Here is a 19,370-nt window from a genome sequence, read left to right as displayed (position 1 = left end):
GATGTCGGATTTGATCTAATCGTCGGAGTTGACCCGGGCCCGACCCGCGACCGGGGCCGAGGCGAAGGATCACGATCATCGACACCACAGCTGGCATCAGCCGCCGCGAGGCGTTGGCCACCGGCGGACTGGCGGTCACCGCAGCCGTGACGGCCTCGAGCCTGGCCGGCGCCGGATACGCCGCGGCCGCACCACGAACCGACGCCGACGTCATCGTGGTGGGTCTCGGCCTGGCGGGTCTGGTGGCCGCGGCCGAACTCGCCGACCGCGGGAAGCGGGTCGTCATCGTCGATCAGGAGAACGGCAAGAACGTCGGCGGACAGGCGTTCTGGAGTCTCGGCGGGTTGTTCATGATCGACACGCCCGAGCAGCGGCTGCTGGGCGTCCGGGATTCCTATGAGCGCGCCCGGACCGACTGGTTCGCCACCGCCGGCTTCGATCGGGCACCGCAGGACCCGCGTGGTGAGGACTACTGGGGTCGCCGGTGGGCCGAGGCGTACCTCCAGTTCGCCGCGGGCGAGAAGCGCGCGTGGCTGTCGTCGATGGGGATGGCGTGGGTTCCTGTCGTCGGGTGGGCCGAGCGTGGCGACGGGCGACCGGGGCGTCCGGGCAACACGGTCCCCCGTTTCCACCTGACGTTGGGCACCGGCCCTGGGGTGATGGAACCGTTCGAGCGGCGCGTCCGCGCGGCGGCCGCACGTGGTCGCATCGAGTTCCGCTTCCGGCATCGTGTCGACGAGCTCGTCACCACCGGCGGCGCGGTCACCGGTGTGCGCGGTACCGTGCTCGCCGCCAGTTCGGCCGCGCGCGGAACCCCCAGTTCCCGTGTCAGAGCGGGCGATTTCGCCATCAGCGCCCCGCTGGTGATAGTCGCGTCGGGTGGCATCGGCGGCAATCAGCAACTCGTCCGCGACAGTTGGCCCGCACGTCTGGGCACTGCCCCGGCGCGTCTCATCACCGGCGTCCCCGCGCATGTCGACGGCCGCATGATCGGCATCACCGAGCGTGCCGGGGCACGGGTGGTGAACCGGGACCGCATGTGGCACTACACCGAGGGGCTGCGGAACTTCGCGCCGATCTGGCCCGGCCACGGCATCCGGGTCCTCGGGGCACCGACCTCGATGTGGTTCGACGGCCGCGGGCGGCGGTTCCCGTCACCCGGTATCCCGAGCTACGACACCCTCGGCACCCTGGAACTCATCCAGCGCAGCGGTTTCGACCACTCCTGGTTCGTGTTGAACAAGCGGATCATCGAGAAGGAGTTCGTCCTGTCGGGATCGGAACAGAACCCCGAACTGACCGCGAAGAACCTCGTCGCCTATCTCGCCAACCGCGTGATCGACGACGTGCCGAAACCGGTGCAGGCCTTCCTCGATCGCGGCGTCGACTTCGTACAGGCCCGCACGGTCGCCGAGCTGGCGCGCAAGATGAACGGTCTGGTGGGCGAGCGGCTCATCGACGCGGCCGATCTGGAACGTCAGATCGTCGCGCGCGATCGCGAGGCCGCGAACCCGCGGTCGACCGATCCGCAGATCCTGGGTATCAAGCGGTCGCTGGCCTACACCGGCGACAACCTCGTGCGGACCACACCGCTGGGCCCCATCCTCGACCCCGCGGCCGGTCCGCTGATAGCGATCCGTATGAACATCCTGACGCGAAAGACGCTGGGAGGCCTACAGACCGATCTGTCCGGACGGGTTCTCGACGCCGACGGGACACCCATCCCCGGACTCATGGCCGCCGGTGAGGCCGCCGGCTTCGGCGGGGGCGGCGTCCACGGTTATCGCTCCCTCGAGGGCACGTTCCTCGGCGGATGCATCTTCTCCGGTCGACAGGCGGGACGGGCGGCCGCACGCATGGTGTGATTCACGTCGACCGGGAGGCGACATGAACGACACCCTGACCGTGCACATCGATCGCGCGTCGGTCGCGATGGGCGACGACGTCAGCACCCATGAGGAGGTCTGGACGTACCGCTCGTCGGCGACGCTCGACGACCTGCTCGTCGACATCGCGACGTCGTATGTGCCGCCCATCAGCGGCGATGCGGGCTGGACCGTCCACGCGAACGCCCATCACGACGCGCGACGACGCCATCTCGGGATGATCTACTGCCCCGTCGACGACGCCGACATCGCATGCCGCGTGCGCGGTCCCGACACCCTCCTCAGCGCGATCGCCGCCACGACAGGGCTCGACATCTATGTCGGATATCTGACGTGGGACCTGGCGCGTCCGGCGAGCATCGATGCGATGCGTGCCGCGCGTTCACGGCATTCGACGCCCCTGCACAGGACGCGCTTGGCCGACGCGGACGCCGAACACCGCCAGTGGCAGACGGTGCGGTCACTCCGCCGGCTCGACGCCGACCTCATACCGTGGCGGCGAGCGTGGATACGCGACGCCGTCCTCGACACCCCACGACTACCCGGTGTCGATGAGTTCGTCGCCGCGCATCTCGACCTGCTGTACAACCGACTGAGTCCCGCCAGTGTCGCCCTCGCCGTGGACCTGTTCGGCGCGCCGACGACGGAGTCGAAGTACCGGGCCCACGGCACCGATCTGATTGCCGCACTGGGTGATCCGCGTGCAGCCACACTGGCCATGGTCCTCACCGCATTCGAATGGACCATGACCCAGAAATCGTGGGAGGACACGGCCGACCAGGGGGTCGTTGCCTATCTGGGCCAACTCGAACGGTGGGGCTACCGCCTGTCGCCGGTGGAGCAGGCCTACGCAGGTCGCCGCTCGGCCGACGACGTGATCGATGAGGCCCGGCGACATCGCGACGATCGTTGATGCCGCACGCCCACAACGATCATTCGGCGATCGCGGTGGCCTCGACCTCCACGAGCACCTCTGGCTCGAACAGCATCGCGACACCGATCAGGGACGACGGCGGCATCGGCTGCGGCAGCGCGATCTCGTCCGCGACCCCTTCCACGCCGGCCATGAACTCGTCCATCATCGACGGGTCCCACCCGACGACGTAGAAGGTGAGGCGGACTACGTCGCGGAACGAGGCGTCCGCCGCAGCCAGTCCGGTCGCGGTGTTGCGAAGTGCTTGCGCCACCTGCCCTGCGAGGTCGCCGGGCGCCACCGGGATCCCGTCGGCCGTGCGTGCGATCTGACCCGCGACATGGATGTGGCGACTGCCGGTGCCGCTCGCGACGTGGTGATACGGCGCCGGCGTCATCAGACCTGTAGGACTCGAAAGACGAACGCTCATGGTGCTTCTCCTGATGTCGACGTACTAGGTATGTTCTTGATACCTAGTACAGCCAGGACACTTCAACGAGACCAGGTTTCATGACCGATACCTCAGCCCGCCACCACAGCGATGATCTGACCATTTCGTCACCCCACCGAGAACTTCTCGATCACGTTCTCGACAAGTGGTCATTGCACGTGTTGAACGAACTCTGCGAACGACCCTGCCGCTTCAACGAGCTGCGACGCGCGATACCCACCGTGACGCAGAAGAGCCTGACCGCCACGCTTCGCCGGTTGGAGAGAAGCGGCATCGTCGAACGGGTGGTGGTCAGCTCCCGACCTGTCGCCGTCGAGTACCGCATCACGTCGCTCGGCAAGACCTTGCGTGAGCCCGTCGACGTTCTACTTGCCTGGGCCGCGCAGCACTTCGACCAGATCGAGCGTGCGCGATCAGAATTCGACGCACAGAACTGACTCACGCAGGCCCCGACGGCTGCTACCGACCGACATCGTCCGTTCTGAGAGCCAGCTCGGGCACTATGCCCGAAGTGCGTCCCAGGACGGACGATCTCCGCGCGTCAGCGACCGAAGCCTGCGTTGCGCAGGGCGTCGGCCATCGAGCCGGTCGGTGCGGCCGCGGCACGTCGGTCGCCACCGCGGCCGCCCTTGTCGGAGCGCGCCTGCCCCTTCTGCGGGCTCTTGTTCGATCCGCGCTCGCGCGGGGGGCGAGGCGTCGATTGCTTGGGGGCGCCGGCCTCGTCGTCGAGTCGCAGGGTGAGTCCGATGCGCTGGCGGTCGGTATCGACCTCGAGGACCTTCACCTTCACCACCTGACCGGATTTCACCACCTCGTGCGGATCCGAGACGAACGTCTTCGACATCGCCGACACGTGCACCAGGCCGTCCTGGTGAACACCCACGTCGACGAAGGCACCGAATGCGGCGACGTTGGTGACCACCCCCTCGAGCACCATGCCCGGCTTCAGGTCGGCGACCTTCTCGACCCCGGCGGCGAAGGTGGCGGTGGCGAACGCCGGTCGCGGATCCCGACCGGGTTTCTCCAGCTCGGCGATGATGTCGGTGACCGTCGGGACACCGAACCGGTCGTCGGCGAACTCCGAGGGCCGCAGTGCGCGCAGTGTTCTCGTGTCACCGATGAGTTCGGCCAACTGCACGCCCGAGCGGTCGAGGATGCTGCGCACCACCGGATACGACTCGGGGTGCACACCCGACGCGTCGAGCGGGTCGTCACCGTCGCTGATGCGCAGGAATCCCGCGCACTGCTCGAAGGCCTTGGGCCCCAATCGCGGGACGTCGAGCAACGCCGTACGGGTGGGGAACGGTCCGGTCGCATCGCGGTGCGCCACGATCGACTCGGCGAGCGTGGTCGAGACACCGGAGACGCGCGACAACAACGGCACCGACGCGGTGTTGAGGTCGACACCGACGGCGTTCACCGCGTCCTCCACCACAGCGTCGAGGCTACGGGCGAGGGTGGCCGGATTCACGTCGTGTTGGTACTGGCCGACACCGATCGACTTCGGATCGATCTTCACCAGTTCGGCCAACGGGTCCTGCAGGCGTCGCGCGATGGACACCGCGCCGCGCAGCGTCACATCGAGCTGCGGCAGTTCACGACTCGCGTACTCCGACGCCGAGTAGACCGACGCGCCCGCCTCGCTGACGATCGCCTTCGCGGGTGCTGCGCCGCCGGCCTTGCCGATCTCGGTGATGAGTTCGGTTGCCAGCGCGTCGGTCTCCCGGGAGGCCGTGCCGTTGCCGATGGCGATCAGGTCCACGCCGTGGCGTTGCACGAGCGCGGCCAGCGTCGCCTTGGCGGTGTCCCACTGCTTCTGCGGTTGATGCGGGAAGATCGCGCAGGTGTCGACCACCTTGCCGGTGCCGTCGACGACGGCGACCTTCACGCCGGTGCGGAATCCCGGATCCAGACCGAGGGTGGTGCGGGCACCGGCCGGCGCCGCCAGCAGCAGATCGTTGAGGTTGCGGGCGAACACCGCGACGGCGTCGTCCTCGGCCTTCTTGCGCAGCCGCATGCGGGCGTCGCTCTCGGCGGTCAACATCAACTTGACCCGCCAGGCCCACCGCACCGTGGTCGCGAGCCACGTGGTCGCCGGTCCCGGGTGCGACAGGTCGACGCCGAGGGACCGGGCCACCATCGCCTGGTACGCGTCATCGTCGCCGCCGTCGAAGGTGAGCGAGAGAACCTCTTCCTTGTCGCCGCGCAGGGCGGCGAGTACGCGGTGCGACGGCATTTTCTCGAGCGGCTCGGAGTAGTCGAAATAGTCACGGAACTTCTGCGCGGCAGGGGTTTTCGCCGCTTCCTCGGTGCGCGGAGCGGTACGTAGGACCCCGTCGGTCCAGAACTTCTCGCGGGTGGCGCCCACGAGGTCGGCGTCCTCGGCGGCACGTTCGATGAGGATGAACCGCGCGCCGTCGAGGGCGGCGGCGCTGTCGGCGACGTCGTCGCCGAGGTACTCGGCCGCGACGGTCTCGGGGTTCAGTGACGGGTCGGCGAGGAGTCGATCGGCGAGGGGTTCGAGACCGGCCTCGCGTGCGATCTGCGCCTTGGTGCGGCGCTTGGTCTTGTACGGCAGGTAGATGTCTTCCACCCGCGACTTGGTGTCGGCGGCGTTCAGCGCGGCGCGCAGGTCGTCGGTGAGCTTGCCCTGCTCGTCGATGGCCGCGAGTACCGCGACGCGGCGCTCGTCGAGTTCACGCAGGTATCGCAGGCGCTCCTCGAGGAGGCGCAGCTGTGCGTCGTCGAGGCTGCCCGTCACCTCTTTGCGGTATCGGGCGATGAACGGGACCGTCGACCCCTCGTCGAGCAACCCCACCGCGGCGGCGACCTGGTGCTCGGCCACCGCCAGTTCGGCGGCGAGGCGGGCGTTCACGGACAGCACGGCGGGGGTCGAATTCACCCGCCGGACACTACCTGTCGGGAGAACTCCGATGCCCGAGCCACCTGGTCGGGTGTCACCGCGACGCCGGTGTACCGCTCGAACTGCCGCGCGGCCTGCAGGGCGATGACCTCGGCGCCGGTGACCACGGGGACGTCGGCGTGTCGCGCGGCGCGGATGAACGGCGTCTCGGCGGGGAACGCGACCACGTCGAACGCGGTCCGCGCGGCAGCGATCTGCGCGGTGTCGAACGAGAGGGTGTCGGCGTCGGCGCCATCCATGCCCAACGGGGTCACGTTGACGAGGATCGGCCCGTCGAGATCGGGCGTCACAGAGGCCCAGCGGTAGCCGTACTTGTCGGCCAGAGCCGTCCCGGCGGCCCCGTTGCGTGCGACGACCGTCAGATCGTCGAAGCCCGCCGAACGGAACGCCGCCACGACTGCCTTCGCCATGCCACCCGAGCCGCGGACGACCACCGGCGCGGCGGCGTCGAGGCCGTGGCTGTCGATGAGTGCGGCGACCGCCTCCATGTCGGTGTTCGACGCGGTCAGCGTGCCGTTGTCGTTGACGATGGTGTTGACCGACTCGATCGATGCGGCCGAGGTCTCCATCAGGTCGACCAGCGGGATGACGGCTTCCTTGAACGGCATCGACACCGACGTGCCACGGATACCGAGTGCGCGCACCCCCGCGATCGCACCCTCGATGTCATCGGTCGAGAACGCCTTGTAGAGAAAGTCGAGACCGAGTTCGGCGTAGAGAAAGTTGTGGAACCTGGTCCCGATGTTCGACGGCCGACCCGACAACGAGATGCAGACGGTCGTGTCCTTGTTCAGCGAGGTCATGCCCGCGATTGTGCTCCGGACAGGTCGACGGTCCGCCCCCGACGCCAGAACGCGTACGTCGCGGCGAGTTCGAGCGGACCCCAGAACACGATCGGGAGGTAGCACGCGACCATCACGGCCAGCGGCAACCCACTGACATGACCGGCGTCGGGGCGATGACCGGTCAGCACCTGGGACACCATCGAGATGGTGAACAGCCAGGTCACCGCGAGGCCGCCGAGGACGCCCGCGACGATGACCGGTCCACGCGGCACCCGCCTCCCCAGGAACACCTGGCCCCAGGGTCGGACGAGACCGACGGTCAGGAACGCGGCACCGAGCTGCACGATGCTGAGCCCGAACACGTAGATGTAGCCGACCACCGCATCGTCGGCGAGTTCGAACTCCCGCAGGGCCTCGGTGCCCGGCATCAGTCCGACGATCATCAACACCCGCCACACCGCCGAGGGCACCGTGACCCAGAACGCGGCCCACGACAGTCGCCTCGCCCACAGGGGGACCCGGTCGCGCTCAATTAGAATCGCTGTTCTAGTATCCACGTTCTGAATGTAAGGCCGGTGAACGATCGTGGCAAGAAGCCAAAAGTATGACGTGGAGGCGATCCTCGACGCGGCGGCCGAGGCGTGCCGTGAACACTGGCGCGACACCACGATCACCCATGTCGCCAAGGCCGCAGGCGCCCCGACCGGGTCGATCTATCACCGCTTCGCCTCGCGCGACGCATTGTTGGGCGCACTGTGGGTGCGGTCGATCCGGCGATTCCACGCCGGCCTGCTCGGGGCGTCGGAGATCGACGATCCGCGCGAGTCGTTGGTGGCGCTCGCGCGTCATGTGCCCCGCTTCTGTCGCGACAACCCGGCCGACGCGAAGGCGATGTCGCTGTATCGGCGGACCGATCTCATCGAGCTGGTACCCGAGTCGATGCGAGACGATGTCGCCACGGTCAACGACGCGATCGACGTGGCGCTGCGCGACGTGGTGCGCCGCCGGTACGGGCGGCTCACCGATCGCCGCGTCCGACTGGCTCTGCTCGCGACCCGCCAGGGACCGTACGGACTCATCCGCCCCCTGGTCGGCGACGCCATTCCCGCAGATTACGACGCCATCTGTGTCGCCTCGGCCGAGGGCATCCTCGCCCTCGGCGACTGACCGGCGCGCTCAGCGCCGAGCGGAACCCGGGTCGATGGCGAAGCGCGCCAGCTCACTCGAGACGATCTCGGGCCGTCCGTTGTTCTGTGTCTGCGCGGCGGTGAGCACGTCGAGATGGTTGTATCCGGGCGCGACAACGAACCGACCCGCGCCACGTTGACCCGAGAGTGCCACTCCCCCACTCGCCTTGATGGTGAGAATCGGATTCTCGCCGATACCGTTGCGATACAACAGATGCCGCGCAATGCTCGGCGCCGTCGACTGGGCGAGATCCAGCGCGATGCGCGACGGGAAGTACGCCTCGGTGAAGTCGAGGGGCGGTTCGACGAAGCTGCGCGCCAGTTCTCGGATGGACGTGACCTCGCCGGCGCGCGTCGTGAACTGCGACTCGTTCGGCAGCGATCGTGTGCCGCCCACCTCGTCGTAGTCGAGCCAGCGGTACAGATGCGCGGCGTCATAGAACGTCGGAGCGGCCTTGCGTGCGTCGCCGAATTGACCGTCGACCAGGGGTAACCGGCGCAGGGCGTCCGGGACGGGGAACGATTTCGGGCCGACCGGCGATCCCGTCGGGAACCCCACGCTCGCCTGCAGGAATCCCAGGGGCTGCGAGTTGTCGTCGAGCAACGATCCCAGAACCGCGGTATTCGTGGCGCGCAGCGCACGGATGTCAGGACTCCCGGTGGCCGCCATGGCCGCGTCCTTGGACAGCAGCGCTCGCAGGGTCAGCGTGATGTTGGTGTTCACCGGCAGGCTGTCGACCACGGAGTTGACGCCGTCGGGATCGACCTGGGCAGCGGTGGCGGCCAGCGACAACAGGTTCACGGTCTCGGGATTGATGACCGCCGGCAGGCGGAGCACAGGCAACGCTGTGTCGACGGCGGAGAAGATCGGTTCCCCCAGTGCGGCGAGAGGCGGCGGGACGTCCGGCAGTTGCACGCTCGTCGGGTTCGGCGGGCCGGCCTTGATGGCGGTGTCGAGCGCGAACCACCCGCCGCACTGTCGGTAGCCGGCGTCCTCGGTGGTGCGTCGATTGCCGTCGAAGTCCCACTCGGCGAAGTAGCCGGTGAGGAATCCGCCGAGCGAATGACCACCGCAGAGGACTTTCGCGCGGCGTTGTCGCGGGTCGGGGAACGCCTCACGCAGAACCGTGTACTGATCCCGCAGGGTCTGTTCGAGTCCGACGTTCTTCAGCCACGCGGTGTCGGCTCCGTCGGCGTACCCGCCGAAGCGACGACCATCCGCTTGCCCGCCGTGGAGGTAGTAGTCCGACGCCACGCGATAATCGCGGGCGCCGATCGCCGCGGCGATACCGGTGTGGTCGTCGAGACAGTTCGAGCGACGGTCGAGAGCCCAGAACTCGATGGACGACCCCCGGGCCGCTGCGGCGGCGACGGTGTTGCGCGCGACGCTGTCGAAGGCGCCCGCCCCCTCGAAGACTCCCGGCTGGGCGACGAGGATCCGATCCGCCTTGCGGTGGTCGGACGGCCCGGTGGCCGAACGCCAGCGCAGATACGAGATGGTGTCGCACTTCGCGGGATGCGGGCCCGCCGACGGCGGCAACGGCGCCGCGATCCGGACGACGGAGCCGATCACCCCGGCAATCGGTGTTGTCGATGACCATGTGGTCTCACTGCGCGCTGCCGGTGCCCCCGCGGCCTGGCCTGCGCTCGGCACCACAGCGATGATCGCCACAACGGCGAACACGGCAGCACGCACCCGACCTGACGACATCCCCGGAAGTTTCATGGCAAAACCATAATTGCGGGCGAGGGCAACGTCCCTGTTCATCAGAGTTTTCGGCAGTGATCACAGCCCAGGCGATACGCGCTAGTCCTGTGCTCTAGGCCACGAACGTGGTCCGTATCGTCCGATTTCTGGATCATGGAGGGCAACCCGTGGCGTCCGAGCCACTGAATCGAGGAGGTTGGGCCGAGTGAGCACCCTGGCGGCAGCGGCAGCCGATCAGCACGGATTCACCGGGCTCACAGGACTCGCGGCCGATGTGCTCGAGCGTATGGGCGACATCGGCATCGGACTGTTGATCTTCGTCGAGACCATCTTCCCGCCCATCCCCAGCGAGGTGGTGCTCCCGTTCGCGGGGTATCTCAGCCGCAGTGGCGACCTGTCCTTCGTGGGGCTGTTGCTGTGGAGCACCATCGGCGCCTGGCTCGGAGCCCTGGTGCTCTACGGCCTCGGCCGCTGGGTCGGCCTCGACCGCACGGTCGACTTCGCGGTGTGGACCCGCATCGTGAGCCGGCGTGACGCCGAGCGTGGCGCGCACTGGTTCCAGCGATTCGGGACGTGGTCGGTGTTCCTGGGTCGGATGATCCCCGGCGTGCGATCGATCATCTCGCTGCCCGCCGGTGCCGGCGCGATGAACCTCGCGGTGTTCAGCGCACTGACCATCGCCGGCTCAGCGCTGTGGAACGGCCTGCTGCTCGGAGTGGGTGTCGCACTGGGCACCCAGAACGACCGCTTCCAGGACTACCTCGGGTACTTCGACTACGTCGTCTACTCGGTTCTCGCGGTCGCGATCGTGGTGTTGATCGTCCGCCGCCACCGCCATGTGCGAGAGGACAGCGCGGAACAGCGCGAGCCTGTACACCGGTAGGGTGCCCGAACTCCCCGAAGTCGAGAACGCCCGGCAGGTCGTCGAGAAGGCGTTGCATCGCACCATCACCGAGATCGACGACCACGACCAGTACGAGTGCCGACCGCACAAACCCGGGGAGATCGCCGACGCTCTCGTCGGCGGGCGTCTCACCAAGGCGCTGCGCCGCGGCAAGGCGATGTGGTGTGAGACCGAGACCGCCGACGGCGACGAGGGACCCACGCTCGGAATCCATCTCGGGATGGGTGGCCGGGTCATCGTCACCGCACCGGAGGGTAAGCAGTCGTCGAACTACGGCGGCGGCAACGCGAAGGTCGGCGTGCGGAAGTCCGACAAGCCGGAGTGGACGCGCTTCTCGATGTCGTTCGACGACGGTGGCCAGATGCGCCTGTTCGACAAGCGGCGCCTCGGGCGGGTGCGGCTCGAACCCGACATCGACGCCCTCGGCCCCGACGCCGCCGAGATCACCCGCGACGAATTCCGGGACATGATCTCGCGCAGCGCCGCCCCGCTCAAGGCGCGCCTGCTGGATCAGCACGCCATCGCCGGCATCGGCAACCTGCTCGCCGACGAGGTGCTGTGGCAGTCGTCGATCTCGCCGTCGAGGCGCGCGAAAACCCTGTCGACCGAGGAGGTCGACGAGCTGCGCCGTGTCTTGCGCCGCTGCACACGGGCGGCCATCCGCAAGGGCGGCGTCCACACCGGCGAGATCATCCCCTACCGCAATGCCGACTCGTCGTGTCCCCGCTGCGGTGCACCGATGAAACGCGGCACCGTCGGCGGCCGCACCACCTGGTGGTGCTCGAAAGAGCAGGCCTGACTCAGCTCTCGATGCGCCCGGCCGCGGTCCGCGGAACGCGGTCGTCACCGCGCGATGTGCTCATGTCGCCTGAAAGTTAGCTGCGCGCAGGATAATCCGTTCCGTCACGTTGCGCGGAACGCGCCCGCGACCGGCGTCTTCGGTGAACACTGTCGGAGACCAGCCGCGTCGGGGCGAAGGGCACACGATGACCGCACCAGACCTGCCGCCGGACGCGGTCGACGAGTCACCGTCGGCGTATGGCTACCGCCCCGAACTGAAGCGCACCCTCAGCTCGTTCCAGGTGTTCGCGGTGTCGTTCGCGTTCATCTCGGTGGCGGTGGGCATCTTCGCCACCTACGACGATCTGCTCGCCAACGGTGGGCCGGTGGGCATCTGGACGTGGCCGGTCGCGATGGCGGGCCAGCTACTGGTGGCGTTGGTGATCGCGCAGTTCGCCGCGCGCATACCGCTGAGCGGGTCGTCGTACCAGTGGGCGTCGCGACTGGCGAACCCCCGCATCGGCTGGATCTTCGGGTGGCTCACGTTCTGCTATCTCATCACCGGACTCACCGCGATCGACAACGCGGTGGCCAGCCAATGCCTCATGCCGCTGTTCGGCATGGCACCCGACGAGACCACCGCGCGGGTGATCACCGTCGTGATCCTGCTGGTGCAGGCCGTGCTCGCCATCGCATCGACGCGCCTGGTGGGCCTGATCAACTCGCTGGCGGTGGGTGTCGAGGTGGCGATCGTCATCGTGCTGGTCGTCGGGTTGCTGATCGCCGTCGCGCTGACCGGCGACGGGTCGGTGGACAACCTCACCTCGCGCGGCGTGACGGCAGGATCCGGTGACTACTGGGCATTCGGGGGTGGCCTGATGGCCACCATGATCGTGGGCCTGGCGACCCTCGTCGGCTTCGACTCGGCGGCGAACATGGCCGAGGAGGCGAAGGATCCGCACCGCACCGTTCCGAGGGCGATCGTGGGATCGGTTGTCGCGGCCGGTGTCCTGGGCATGCTGTTCCTCATCGCCCTGACCGTCGCCATCGACGACGTCGACGCGGTCAGCAAATCGGGCTCCCCCGTCGCCGACATCCTCCGTGCCCAGCTCGGTGCACCGATGGAGCGGATTCTTCTCGTGTGCGTCGGTATCGCCTTCTTCGGCGGCGGGATGGTCACAATGACCTCCTGCGCCCGAACGGTGTTCGCGATGTCGCGCGACGCCCGCTTCCCCGGCCACCGCGTGCTCGGGAAGGTGAACCCGCAGACGCAGACACCCATCGGCGCCACCGTCCTACCCCTGGTGATCGGCATCGTCACGATGGTCGTGATCCCCGGCGACGCCCTCCTCGAACTGATCACGGCGGGAACGCTGTTCCCCGCCATCACCTACGGATTGATCGTGGTCCTCTACCTCGCCGTACGCCGGCGGCTGAGCCACACCGAGGGCGCGTTCAGCCTCGGCCGGTTCGACGTCCCCGTCGCCGTCGCCGCACTGGCATGGACGATCTTCGCCGTGGTGGTCCTGGTGTCACCGATGTCGACCGCCACCCCGATCGTCATCGTGGTCGGCCTCATCGCCATCGGCGCCGCGTACCTCGTGTCCATGCTCGCGTTTCGTCGGTCAGTGTTGACGCATGAACCCTCGGCCACCGAGCCCTAGGTCGACTGGAGCATCGACCGGTAGGACTGTTCCCGTTCCGTGAACTCGGGGTCGGAGATGGCGCCGAAGGCTGCGGCGTCTCGCGTGAACCGTTGTGCAGCATCCGGTGACGCGTCATGTCCCTCGAGCCGGAAACAACTGGGCGCGAGTGGGCCGAACAGCAGAGCCCGCTGAAGTTCCGGCCACTTGTCGATGGACGGTTCCACACCGGCGGCCCGCGCGAACATGATCGCCGCCAGATTCATCCGCGTCTTCTGCGACTGTCCGCGTCGGGAGCGGTAGGCGGCCACAGCGTCCCGCTGCTCGGCGTCGGAGGGCATCGGGATGACACCGCCCCACGCGTAGGCGATCCACCGGGCCTGCAGTTCCAGCGGAACGAAATAGCCACCGGATTGATCCCACATCCCCACCAGGGCCAGCCCGGGCAGGTCGGGATGGAAGGTGTACCGGTCGGCGTCGATGTGCGCGTCGTCGAGGTCGAGAACCGCTCGTACCTCGTCGCTCAGACACGGGATGTCGACCCCGAAACCGGTGCCGAACAGGATGGTGTCGAACTCGTCGTGGGTTCCGTCGGCGAACGTCACCTCGCTCCCGTCGACCGACTCGATCCAGGGGCGCACCCCGATCCGCCCTTCGGCGACCAGGGGCAGGTACGTCTGGTTCAGGGTGACACCCGCGGCGAACAATGACGGGTCCGCGGGAGGAGCACCATATTGCTCGGGGCTCCCACCCGCCTCGACGACGATCTCGCGCAGCTGCCGGTCGATCTCGACAGGCGGCAGTGCGGCGGCGGCGAGGGCTCCGAACCGGGTGAAGATCCGGTGATCCGACGGGACCCCGGCGGCGAACTTCGGGAGCACATAGCGCTGGCGACGTTGGGTCACGACCACCGTCTCAGCACCGGAATGGGCGAGTTCGGCGGCGATCTCCAGCGCGCTGACGGCACATCCGGCCACCAGTACGCGCTTGCCGCGATGGTCGTCGGCGCCGCGGTAGTGGAAGGTCGACGACACCCCGCCCGATCCGGTGAACGCATCCAGGCCTCGGACCGGCGGTATGGCGGGCGCTCGGAACCGCCCGGTGGCGATGACCACCCGGTCGAAGATCTCCACCGTGCCTGCGTGCTCGACCCGCCAGGAGTCTCCCTCGCGATCCACGAGGTCGACGCGGGTGTGCAGTCGTATACGGGGTGTGATGTCGAAGGTGTCGGCTAACCGGCGCAAGTAGTCGAGGACGTCCTGATTCGACGGGAAGACGACGTCGCTGTCCGGGTCGAGGTCGCTGAACGCGGTGAGGACGCGGCTGGTGTTGGTGTGCATGGCCGGCCACACGCCGCTGGATCCCGGTCGCCCGGACCACTGGCCACCCAGCGTCGGCCCCGCCTCGAAAACCGTGACGTCGAATCCCTGCGCGAGCAGCCAACGGGCGACGATCACCCCGCCGGGTCCCGCCCCGATGACGGCGACGCTGTCACTCATCGACGTACTGTCCCACGCCGGATCGCGCCGTGGGCCCGATCTCACCGTCCGGGCGTGAGCCGATACACCAGGCCGGCTGTGTCGTCGGTGACGTACAGCGATCCGTCCGGACCGGGTATCGCGTCGACGCTTCTCTCCCAGCGCTTCCCGGCCGAGTTCTGGAAGCCGGTGGCCACCAGTCGCGCAGGACCGAGAGATCTCGTCGCGCTATCCCACGGCGTGTAGGCGACATACGGCTCGCGCGGCGGCTGGCGGTTCCACGAGCCGTGCGCGGTGACGATCGCACCATCGGCCAGAGAGGCGGGAAGTCGTGACCCCCGCGTGAACACGAACCCGACCGGGGCACTGTGCGCGGGCAGCCCGAGCATCGTCGTGCCGATACGCGAGCAGTCCAGGGCCTGCCCGTCGGAATTGAACTGCGGGTCGTTCACGTATCCCAGGTCGCGCAGGTCGGCCTTGCCGCGGGAGTCCGGCACGCACAGTGGCCATCCCATGTCCGTGCCGGGCGTGATGCGGGAGATCTGATCGTTGGGATGGTCGTTGATATAGGAACGCACCGCGGTGCCGAATCGGTCGCCGTCGCGGAACGGGTAGGGCTGGTTGTCGTCTTCGTTGATGGCGGTGAACACCGTTCCGTCGGGCGCCACGGACAGTCCCTCACCGTTGCGCACCCCGACGGCGAGTGTGGTGTTCCCGGTTCCGTCGAACCCGATCTGTGCGATGGTCGCGCGCACCGGGGTGGCGGTGCGGTCAGCGACGCTGCGGTTCGCCGTCGATCCCACGTTGTAGACGATGCGGTCGCCGTCGACGGCAACCATCTTGCTGTCGTGGCCGCCCGTGGGCAGATTGTCGATGACCACTCGACGGTCGGAGATGGCGCCGTTCGCGTATGTCCACGTCGTGACCCGCGAGTCCTCGCCCACGACGAGGATGTCGCGTCCGCCCTGGCGGGTCATGGCCACTCCTTGCGGATCGCTGAGCCCACTGGCCAACTGCGCGACGCGTGGCCCCCGGTCGCCGCTGCCCGGCGTGACGATCGACAGCGACCCACCCTTGCCGGTGGACACGATGAGCCGACCGTCAGGCGTCCACACCGCCATCCGGGCGTCGGGAACATCAGCCCACACCTGCGCGGTCCACCCCTTCGGGACGTTCAGCGACTTTCCTGACGCGGCACCGGCCTCGACACCGTTCACAGCGGTCAAACGGGTGGAGACGAGCTGGTCGGCGCCGAGTCCGGCAGGCAGCGTGGAGGTCGACGGGGTGCCCGACGGACCGTCACCGGAGGAGCAGGCGACGAGTCCGGCGCACAGCACCGCGACCACCGGCACCAATCCGGGACGCATCCACCGCAGGGAGGGAGTCATTGCATCCACGGTAGGTCGGGTGTCCGGTGCCGACCACGTAGGTGAGCCACCCCTTCCCCGACGAACAGGTCAACACTTTCGTGCGTGACGACGGCAATGCGATCATCGCGGCCTCGGCGCGCGTTGGAATGGTGAACCGACACGAGGAGATCGCCATGACCACGACAATCACGACTGACGGCGGCACTGCCGCGGTGGACAGCTTCGCCGCCGACTGGGAGCAGTGGCACCACGCTCGCGAACAGGCCCTCGGAGCGCCCGGCGGATGGTTGTCGATCAATCGTCTGGAGTGGCTCGACACCGAGCCCGGTCGGTTTGACGGTCTGCCCGGGTCATGGTGGTACGAGGGGCCGGTTGCGCACCTCGCACCCGGCGACGACGAGACGTTCTCACCGCGCACGTTCGACCTGCACCCCACGGGTCCGGGTGAGGTCGTCGACGTCGACGGTCACCACATCGAGGTCGCCCGCCGCGGCGACGGGTACCTGATCCGCGTCCACGACAACTCCGCCCCGACGATTCGTGACTTCCGCGGTGTCCCTGCCTATCCCGCCGACCCGGCGTGGGCGATCGACGCCCGCTTCGAGCCCCACCCCGCGCCCGAGCCCGTCACCGTCGGGGCGGTCGCCGAGGGACTCGCGCACGTGTACGTCTCACCGGGAGTGCTGGTCCTCGAGCGCGACGGCGACGAACACCGACTGGTCGCGTTCAACGGCAAGGAAGGCGGCCTGAGCGTGCTCTTGACCGACGAGACGTCGGGAGTGACCACCTACGCAGCCAACCGCAGCCTCGCGATCGACGCGTCAGACGAGATCGTTCGCGATGGCGGAGACGTGATCCTCGACTTCAACCGTGCAGTCAATCTGCCCTGCGCCTTCATCGACTTCGCGACCTGCCCGCTTCCCCCGGCCGGCAACCACCTGCCCTTCGCGGTCGAAGCAGGCGAGAAAACGCCATACGGGCGCGGGTGAGAAGCAGGGAACGGGCGTCCAGTTCGTTGCCTTTCTGATCTCGGCAGAGCCGGGGCGCACTTACGCTGGCCCTCTCGATCGGACGCTTAGCGTAGTTGGATCCGTCGCATCTCACTGCGGCACGGGCACGCCACGCGTGAAATGAGACATGCCCGGCTCTGCCTGCCAAAGTTTCGCGGGCGGCATCGCCAGCCTCGTGAGGTGACGCTACCGCCGAAAAAGCTTCGGCTTGCTCGCCATGAGGTCCTGTATCCGCTCGCCCAAGCCGTAGAACTGGGTGGACTGGCATATCCACCTCGTGGGCTCTTTAGAGCCAGCTACCCGATTCAGCAGAGCGCACATTAGAAGTATTCGTCCACTCCTCATGAGAGTCGAAATCTCATAAGAGTCATAGGACACCAGCGGGTCGTGTTTCAGGGCGGTATATCGGTCCCAGAACAGACGCGCCCACTTACACTCGTCACCGCCGACGAACTCTCGGAATTCTGAACCGACGTGCATGGCCAGCAATTCGGCGTACCCCCTGTTCTTAACTTTGGTCCACTGCGGCCTCGAACCCGAATCCTTCTTGCATGCTCCGACCCAGTACTCAATAGCGACGGCGATGTTAATTAGCTCGACTTCAACAGTCGTCATACCGAACCGCCGGGCACTGGTCAGCGGCCCCACCGCGCGGGGATGCGTCTCAGCCAACAGCAGCCATCGCCGCACCCCCGGCGCCCCACCAATTGCTGCCAGGGAGAATGTTGGTCGCTCGGACTTCTCAGAAGCACGCTTAACCCCGTCTGGAAAGTCCATGAGGGATGTACTCCAAAGCGCGCCCTTGCTCGGCTCAACGCCCTTACGGTAGTGGGGAACCAGCGAACCGCCGACGCACGGGACGAATGCGTCGTAGGCCAGGCTGATTAGATCTTGAAAGGCAATCACCGGGCGGATGAGCTCGCGCCAAGTCCCGGGCCTAGATTTGGCGATAGTGAATGCAAGTGGAGTAGAGGCCGAAAACTGATCGAACTGTCGTTCGCTAGCTTCCCAAGTAACACCAATCTCGAGAGTCCGGCGGTCGCTGATCTTTGCAGAGATTGGAGTTACACGACGAATCGTGTAATTCACCGTGTCGACCCGGCCATCGGGCTGCTTGCCGTAGTCGATTTGAGCGGCCTTAGCCCCGCTCCACATGACAAGCCCATAGAAGTATGCGGTGATTGAAACAATTTTCGCACTGGCTACCTCGTTCGGGTCAACACCGACGACAAATCCTCGCGCAAGGTAGGAGCGAACAGAAATCTTGTTGCCCCCCATGACGCTGTTCTCGGGGACACCTCGAATATCGTAGGCAATCGTCCCGCCAACCTCAGTAGCGCCGTAAACGGCGTCTGGTATCGGAGTGACTCGCAGCTGTGGGAGTCCCTCGTCGGATCGTTTAATAGTCCGAATCGCGAGGTAGCCGTCTTGCTCCTCGGCATGGCCTTGCCACGAGGTGTCAGCGCGATTGTAAGTCGCGAGGTCTAGCCAAAAATGACCCATCGTTCCGCCGAGAGTCTCATCTACCTTCGTATCCACCGCTCAATCAAAGCATAGGGAACTTAGGTGTACTCACGAGATGGGCCGCCGTTCATCTACATGCCGGATGGTGCCACGCGTGTCACATCGCGACGTTTAGAAGTTATCTTCTCCCCGCGCGACCGTCGATTCCGAGATGGGCGGCGCCCGAGAACAAGTGGCAAGCTTGGGCAAACGTCACAATCATGGCGCACTCTCCGGATACAGTTTCTGGCATGGACCTGACGCCACAGATCACGTTGCGGAACTATCTGTTGGTCGCACTGCTCGAACTCGGCGGAACCGCACATAAACAACGCGTCCTCAAACATATGAACGAGCGGTTCGCAAACCGATTTACCACCGACGATTGGCTTCCTCAGGACTCAAACGGAGAAACCAAATGGGAGAACCAGACCGCATGGGAGCGCAACACGATGGTGGCGGAGGGGTTGCTGCAACCCTACGTTCGGGGTGTCACCACGCGAGGATACTGGACGCTCACCGACACAGGTCGCCGCGCTGCCCACACGGCAAAGCGGCGAGTATGAGATTTAGTTAAGCAGCAAGTCCGGCGTTCATTGGCATCAAGCCCGCGGCCAATTCTGACACAAAGGACAATGACCGGCACGTAAGCCCTCGGTCATGAAGTCGGGCTGACAGGATTTGAACCTGCGACCACTTGACCCCCAGTCAAGTGCGCTACCAAGCTGCGCCACAGCCCGTGGCTGCCCCGTGAGGGGCATCGCCGCTCCGCGAGGAGCAGCGTTGTACAGATTAGCCGACCGGCCCACGCGGGGGCCAATCGCCTCAG

At 66.9% G+C, this 19,370-nt stretch carries 17 protein-coding genes and 1 tRNA gene; 9 read left to right on the top strand and 9 right to left on the bottom strand.

All coding sequences use genetic code 11. The features are described 5' to 3' along the window. The first annotated feature begins 146 nt into the window (after positions 1-146). A complete protein-coding gene (locus tag ASG12_RS08280) occupies positions 147-1,865 on the top strand; it encodes an FAD-binding dehydrogenase (protein WP_235456416.1) in 1,719 nt (572 codons plus the stop codon). Between the two features lie 22 nt (positions 1,866-1,887). Beyond that, positions 1,888-2,799, top strand: a complete 912-nt coding sequence (locus ASG12_RS08275; RefSeq protein WP_055788035.1) for a hypothetical protein — start codon at positions 1,888-1,890, stop codon at positions 2,797-2,799. A gap of 19 nt (positions 2,800-2,818) precedes the next feature. Here the strand turns inward: ASG12_RS08275 and ASG12_RS08270 are convergent, their stop codons facing one another. Then, a complete protein-coding gene (locus ASG12_RS08270) occupies positions 2,819-3,229 on the bottom strand; it encodes a RidA family protein (RefSeq protein WP_055788032.1) in 411 nt (136 codons plus the stop codon). 80 nt (positions 3,230-3,309) lie between these two features. Here ASG12_RS08270 and ASG12_RS08265 point away from each other — a divergent pair, with 80 nt between their 5' ends. Continuing rightward, positions 3,310-3,687: a winged helix-turn-helix transcriptional regulator gene (locus ASG12_RS08265; RefSeq protein WP_055788029.1), complete on the top strand. Its 378-nt coding sequence runs from the start codon at positions 3,310-3,312 to the stop codon at positions 3,685-3,687. Positions 3,688-3,791: 104 nt separating this feature from the next. Here ASG12_RS08265 and ASG12_RS08260 read toward each other — a convergent pair whose 3' ends face one another. From ASG12_RS08260 to ASG12_RS08250, 3 genes are read right to left on the bottom strand one after another with little or no spacing between them, the layout of a single operon-like run. Next, positions 3,792-6,152: a Tex family protein gene (locus ASG12_RS08260; RefSeq protein WP_055788027.1), complete on the bottom strand. Its 2,361-nt coding sequence runs from the start codon at positions 6,150-6,152 to the stop codon at positions 3,792-3,794. Continuing rightward, positions 6,149-6,976 (bottom strand): shikimate 5-dehydrogenase, encoded by an 828-nt coding sequence (locus ASG12_RS08255; protein ID WP_055788025.1) that lies wholly within the window; start codon positions 6,974-6,976, stop codon positions 6,149-6,151. The genes ASG12_RS08260 and ASG12_RS08255 overlap by 4 nt, the downstream gene beginning before the upstream one ends. After that, the gene (locus ASG12_RS08250; RefSeq protein ID WP_156378025.1) at positions 6,973-7,515 is read right to left on the bottom strand and encodes a hypothetical protein; all 543 of its coding nucleotides are present in this window, start codon (positions 7,513-7,515) and stop codon (positions 6,973-6,975) included. Before ASG12_RS08250 ends, ASG12_RS08255 begins: the two co-directional genes overlap by 4 nt. Before the next feature lie 28 nt (positions 7,516-7,543). On the opposite strand from ASG12_RS08250, the gene ASG12_RS08245 reads away from it, so the two are divergent. Beyond that, positions 7,544-8,125 carry a TetR/AcrR family transcriptional regulator gene (locus ASG12_RS08245; protein ID WP_055788020.1) on the top strand — a complete coding sequence of 194 codons (582 nt, stop codon included), beginning with the start codon at positions 7,544-7,546 and terminating at the stop codon, positions 8,123-8,125. Positions 8,126-8,134: 9 nt separating this feature from the next. Here ASG12_RS08245 and ASG12_RS08240 read toward each other — a convergent pair whose 3' ends face one another. Beyond that, positions 8,135-9,871, bottom strand: a complete 1,737-nt coding sequence (locus tag ASG12_RS08240; RefSeq protein ID WP_235456413.1) for a hypothetical protein — start codon at positions 9,869-9,871, stop codon at positions 8,135-8,137. Between the two features lie 187 nt (positions 9,872-10,058). On the opposite strand from ASG12_RS08240, the gene ASG12_RS08235 reads away from it, so the two are divergent. The 3 genes from ASG12_RS08235 (at position 10,059) to ASG12_RS08225 (ending at position 13,201) form a co-directional block, all read left to right on the top strand. Beyond that, positions 10,059-10,736 carry a DedA family protein gene (locus ASG12_RS08235; protein ID WP_200932755.1) on the top strand — a complete coding sequence of 226 codons (678 nt, stop codon included), beginning with the start codon at positions 10,059-10,061 and terminating at the stop codon, positions 10,734-10,736. Between the two features lies 1 nt (position 10,737). Next, positions 10,738-11,556, top strand: a complete 819-nt coding sequence (locus ASG12_RS08230; RefSeq protein WP_055788017.1) for an Fpg/Nei family DNA glycosylase — start codon at positions 10,738-10,740, stop codon at positions 11,554-11,556. 187 nt (positions 11,557-11,743) lie between these two features. Beyond that, a complete protein-coding gene (locus tag ASG12_RS08225; RefSeq protein ID WP_055788014.1) occupies positions 11,744-13,201 on the top strand; it encodes an amino acid permease in 1,458 nt (485 codons plus the stop codon). On the opposite strand, the gene ASG12_RS08220 is transcribed toward ASG12_RS08225, so the two are convergent. Continuing rightward, a complete protein-coding gene (locus ASG12_RS08220) occupies positions 13,198-14,679 on the bottom strand; it encodes a flavin-containing monooxygenase (RefSeq protein WP_055788012.1) in 1,482 nt (493 codons plus the stop codon). The genes ASG12_RS08225 and ASG12_RS08220 overlap by 4 nt on opposite strands. Positions 14,680-14,720: 41 nt before the next feature. Beyond that, complete coding sequence (locus ASG12_RS08215) at positions 14,721-16,046, bottom strand: PQQ-dependent sugar dehydrogenase (protein WP_235456411.1); 1,326 nt, start codon at positions 16,044-16,046, stop codon at positions 14,721-14,723. A 155-nt stretch (positions 16,047-16,201) separates the two neighbouring features. Between ASG12_RS08215 and ASG12_RS08210 the strand changes: the two genes are divergently transcribed. Further along, the gene (locus ASG12_RS08210; protein WP_055789329.1) at positions 16,202-17,017 is read left to right on the top strand and encodes a DUF1684 domain-containing protein; all 816 of its coding nucleotides are present in this window, start codon (positions 16,202-16,204) and stop codon (positions 17,015-17,017) included. A 207-nt stretch (positions 17,018-17,224) separates the two neighbouring features. Here ASG12_RS08210 and ASG12_RS21645 read toward each other — a convergent pair whose 3' ends face one another. Beyond that, positions 17,225-18,577, bottom strand: coding sequence for a HEPN domain-containing protein (locus tag ASG12_RS21645; protein WP_156378024.1), 1,353 nt, complete (start codon positions 18,575-18,577; stop codon positions 17,225-17,227). Positions 18,578-18,792: 215 nt separating this feature from the next. On the opposite strand from ASG12_RS21645, the gene ASG12_RS21175 reads away from it, so the two are divergent. Next, a complete protein-coding gene (locus ASG12_RS21175; protein ID WP_162243416.1) occupies positions 18,793-19,107 on the top strand; it encodes a winged helix-turn-helix domain-containing protein in 315 nt (104 codons plus the stop codon). 100 nt (positions 19,108-19,207) lie between these two features. On the opposite strand, the gene ASG12_RS08200 is transcribed toward ASG12_RS21175, so the two are convergent. Beyond that, positions 19,208-19,281 (bottom strand) — tRNA-Pro (locus ASG12_RS08200). Positions 19,282-19,370: the final 89 nt, after the last annotated feature.

Origin of the sequence: Williamsia sp. Leaf354, from assembly GCF_001424365.1 — a bacterium.
Lineage (GTDB): Bacteria > Actinomycetota > Actinomycetes > Mycobacteriales > Mycobacteriaceae > Williamsia_A.
The sequence above is the reverse complement of the archived record's forward strand: the minus strand, read 5'-3'. Positions and strand labels throughout refer to the sequence as shown.

What these genes read in the sequence shown, in the direction of transcription:
- ASG12_RS08275 (WP_055788035.1), top strand. Translation starts at nt 1,888, where the DNA reads ATGAACGACACCCTGACCGTGCACATCGATCGCGCGTCGGTCGCGATG.
- ASG12_RS08270 (WP_055788032.1), bottom strand. Translation starts at nt 3,229, where the DNA reads ATGAGCGTTCGTCTTTCGAGTCCTACAGGTCTGATGACGCCGGCGCCG.
- ASG12_RS08265 (WP_055788029.1), top strand. Translation starts at nt 3,310, where the DNA reads ATGACCGATACCTCAGCCCGCCACCACAGCGATGATCTGACCATTTCG.
- ASG12_RS08255 (WP_055788025.1), bottom strand. Translation starts at nt 6,976, where the DNA reads ATGACCTCGCTGAACAAGGACACGACCGTCTGCATCTCGTTGTCGGGT.
- ASG12_RS08240 (WP_235456413.1), bottom strand. Translation starts at nt 9,871, where the DNA reads ATGAAACTTCCGGGGATGTCGTCAGGTCGGGTGCGTGCTGCCGTGTTC.
- ASG12_RS08225 (WP_055788014.1), top strand. Translation starts at nt 11,744, where the DNA reads ATGACCGCACCAGACCTGCCGCCGGACGCGGTCGACGAGTCACCGTCG.
- ASG12_RS08220 (WP_055788012.1), bottom strand. Translation starts at nt 14,679, where the DNA reads ATGAGTGACAGCGTCGCCGTCATCGGGGCGGGACCCGGCGGGGTGATC.
- ASG12_RS08215 (WP_235456411.1), bottom strand. Translation starts at nt 16,046, where the DNA reads ATGACTCCCTCCCTGCGGTGGATGCGTCCCGGATTGGTGCCGGTGGTC.
- ASG12_RS08210 (WP_055789329.1), top strand. Translation starts at nt 16,202, where the DNA reads ATGACCACGACAATCACGACTGACGGCGGCACTGCCGCGGTGGACAGC.
- ASG12_RS21175 (WP_162243416.1), top strand. Translation starts at nt 18,793, where the DNA reads ATGGACCTGACGCCACAGATCACGTTGCGGAACTATCTGTTGGTCGCA.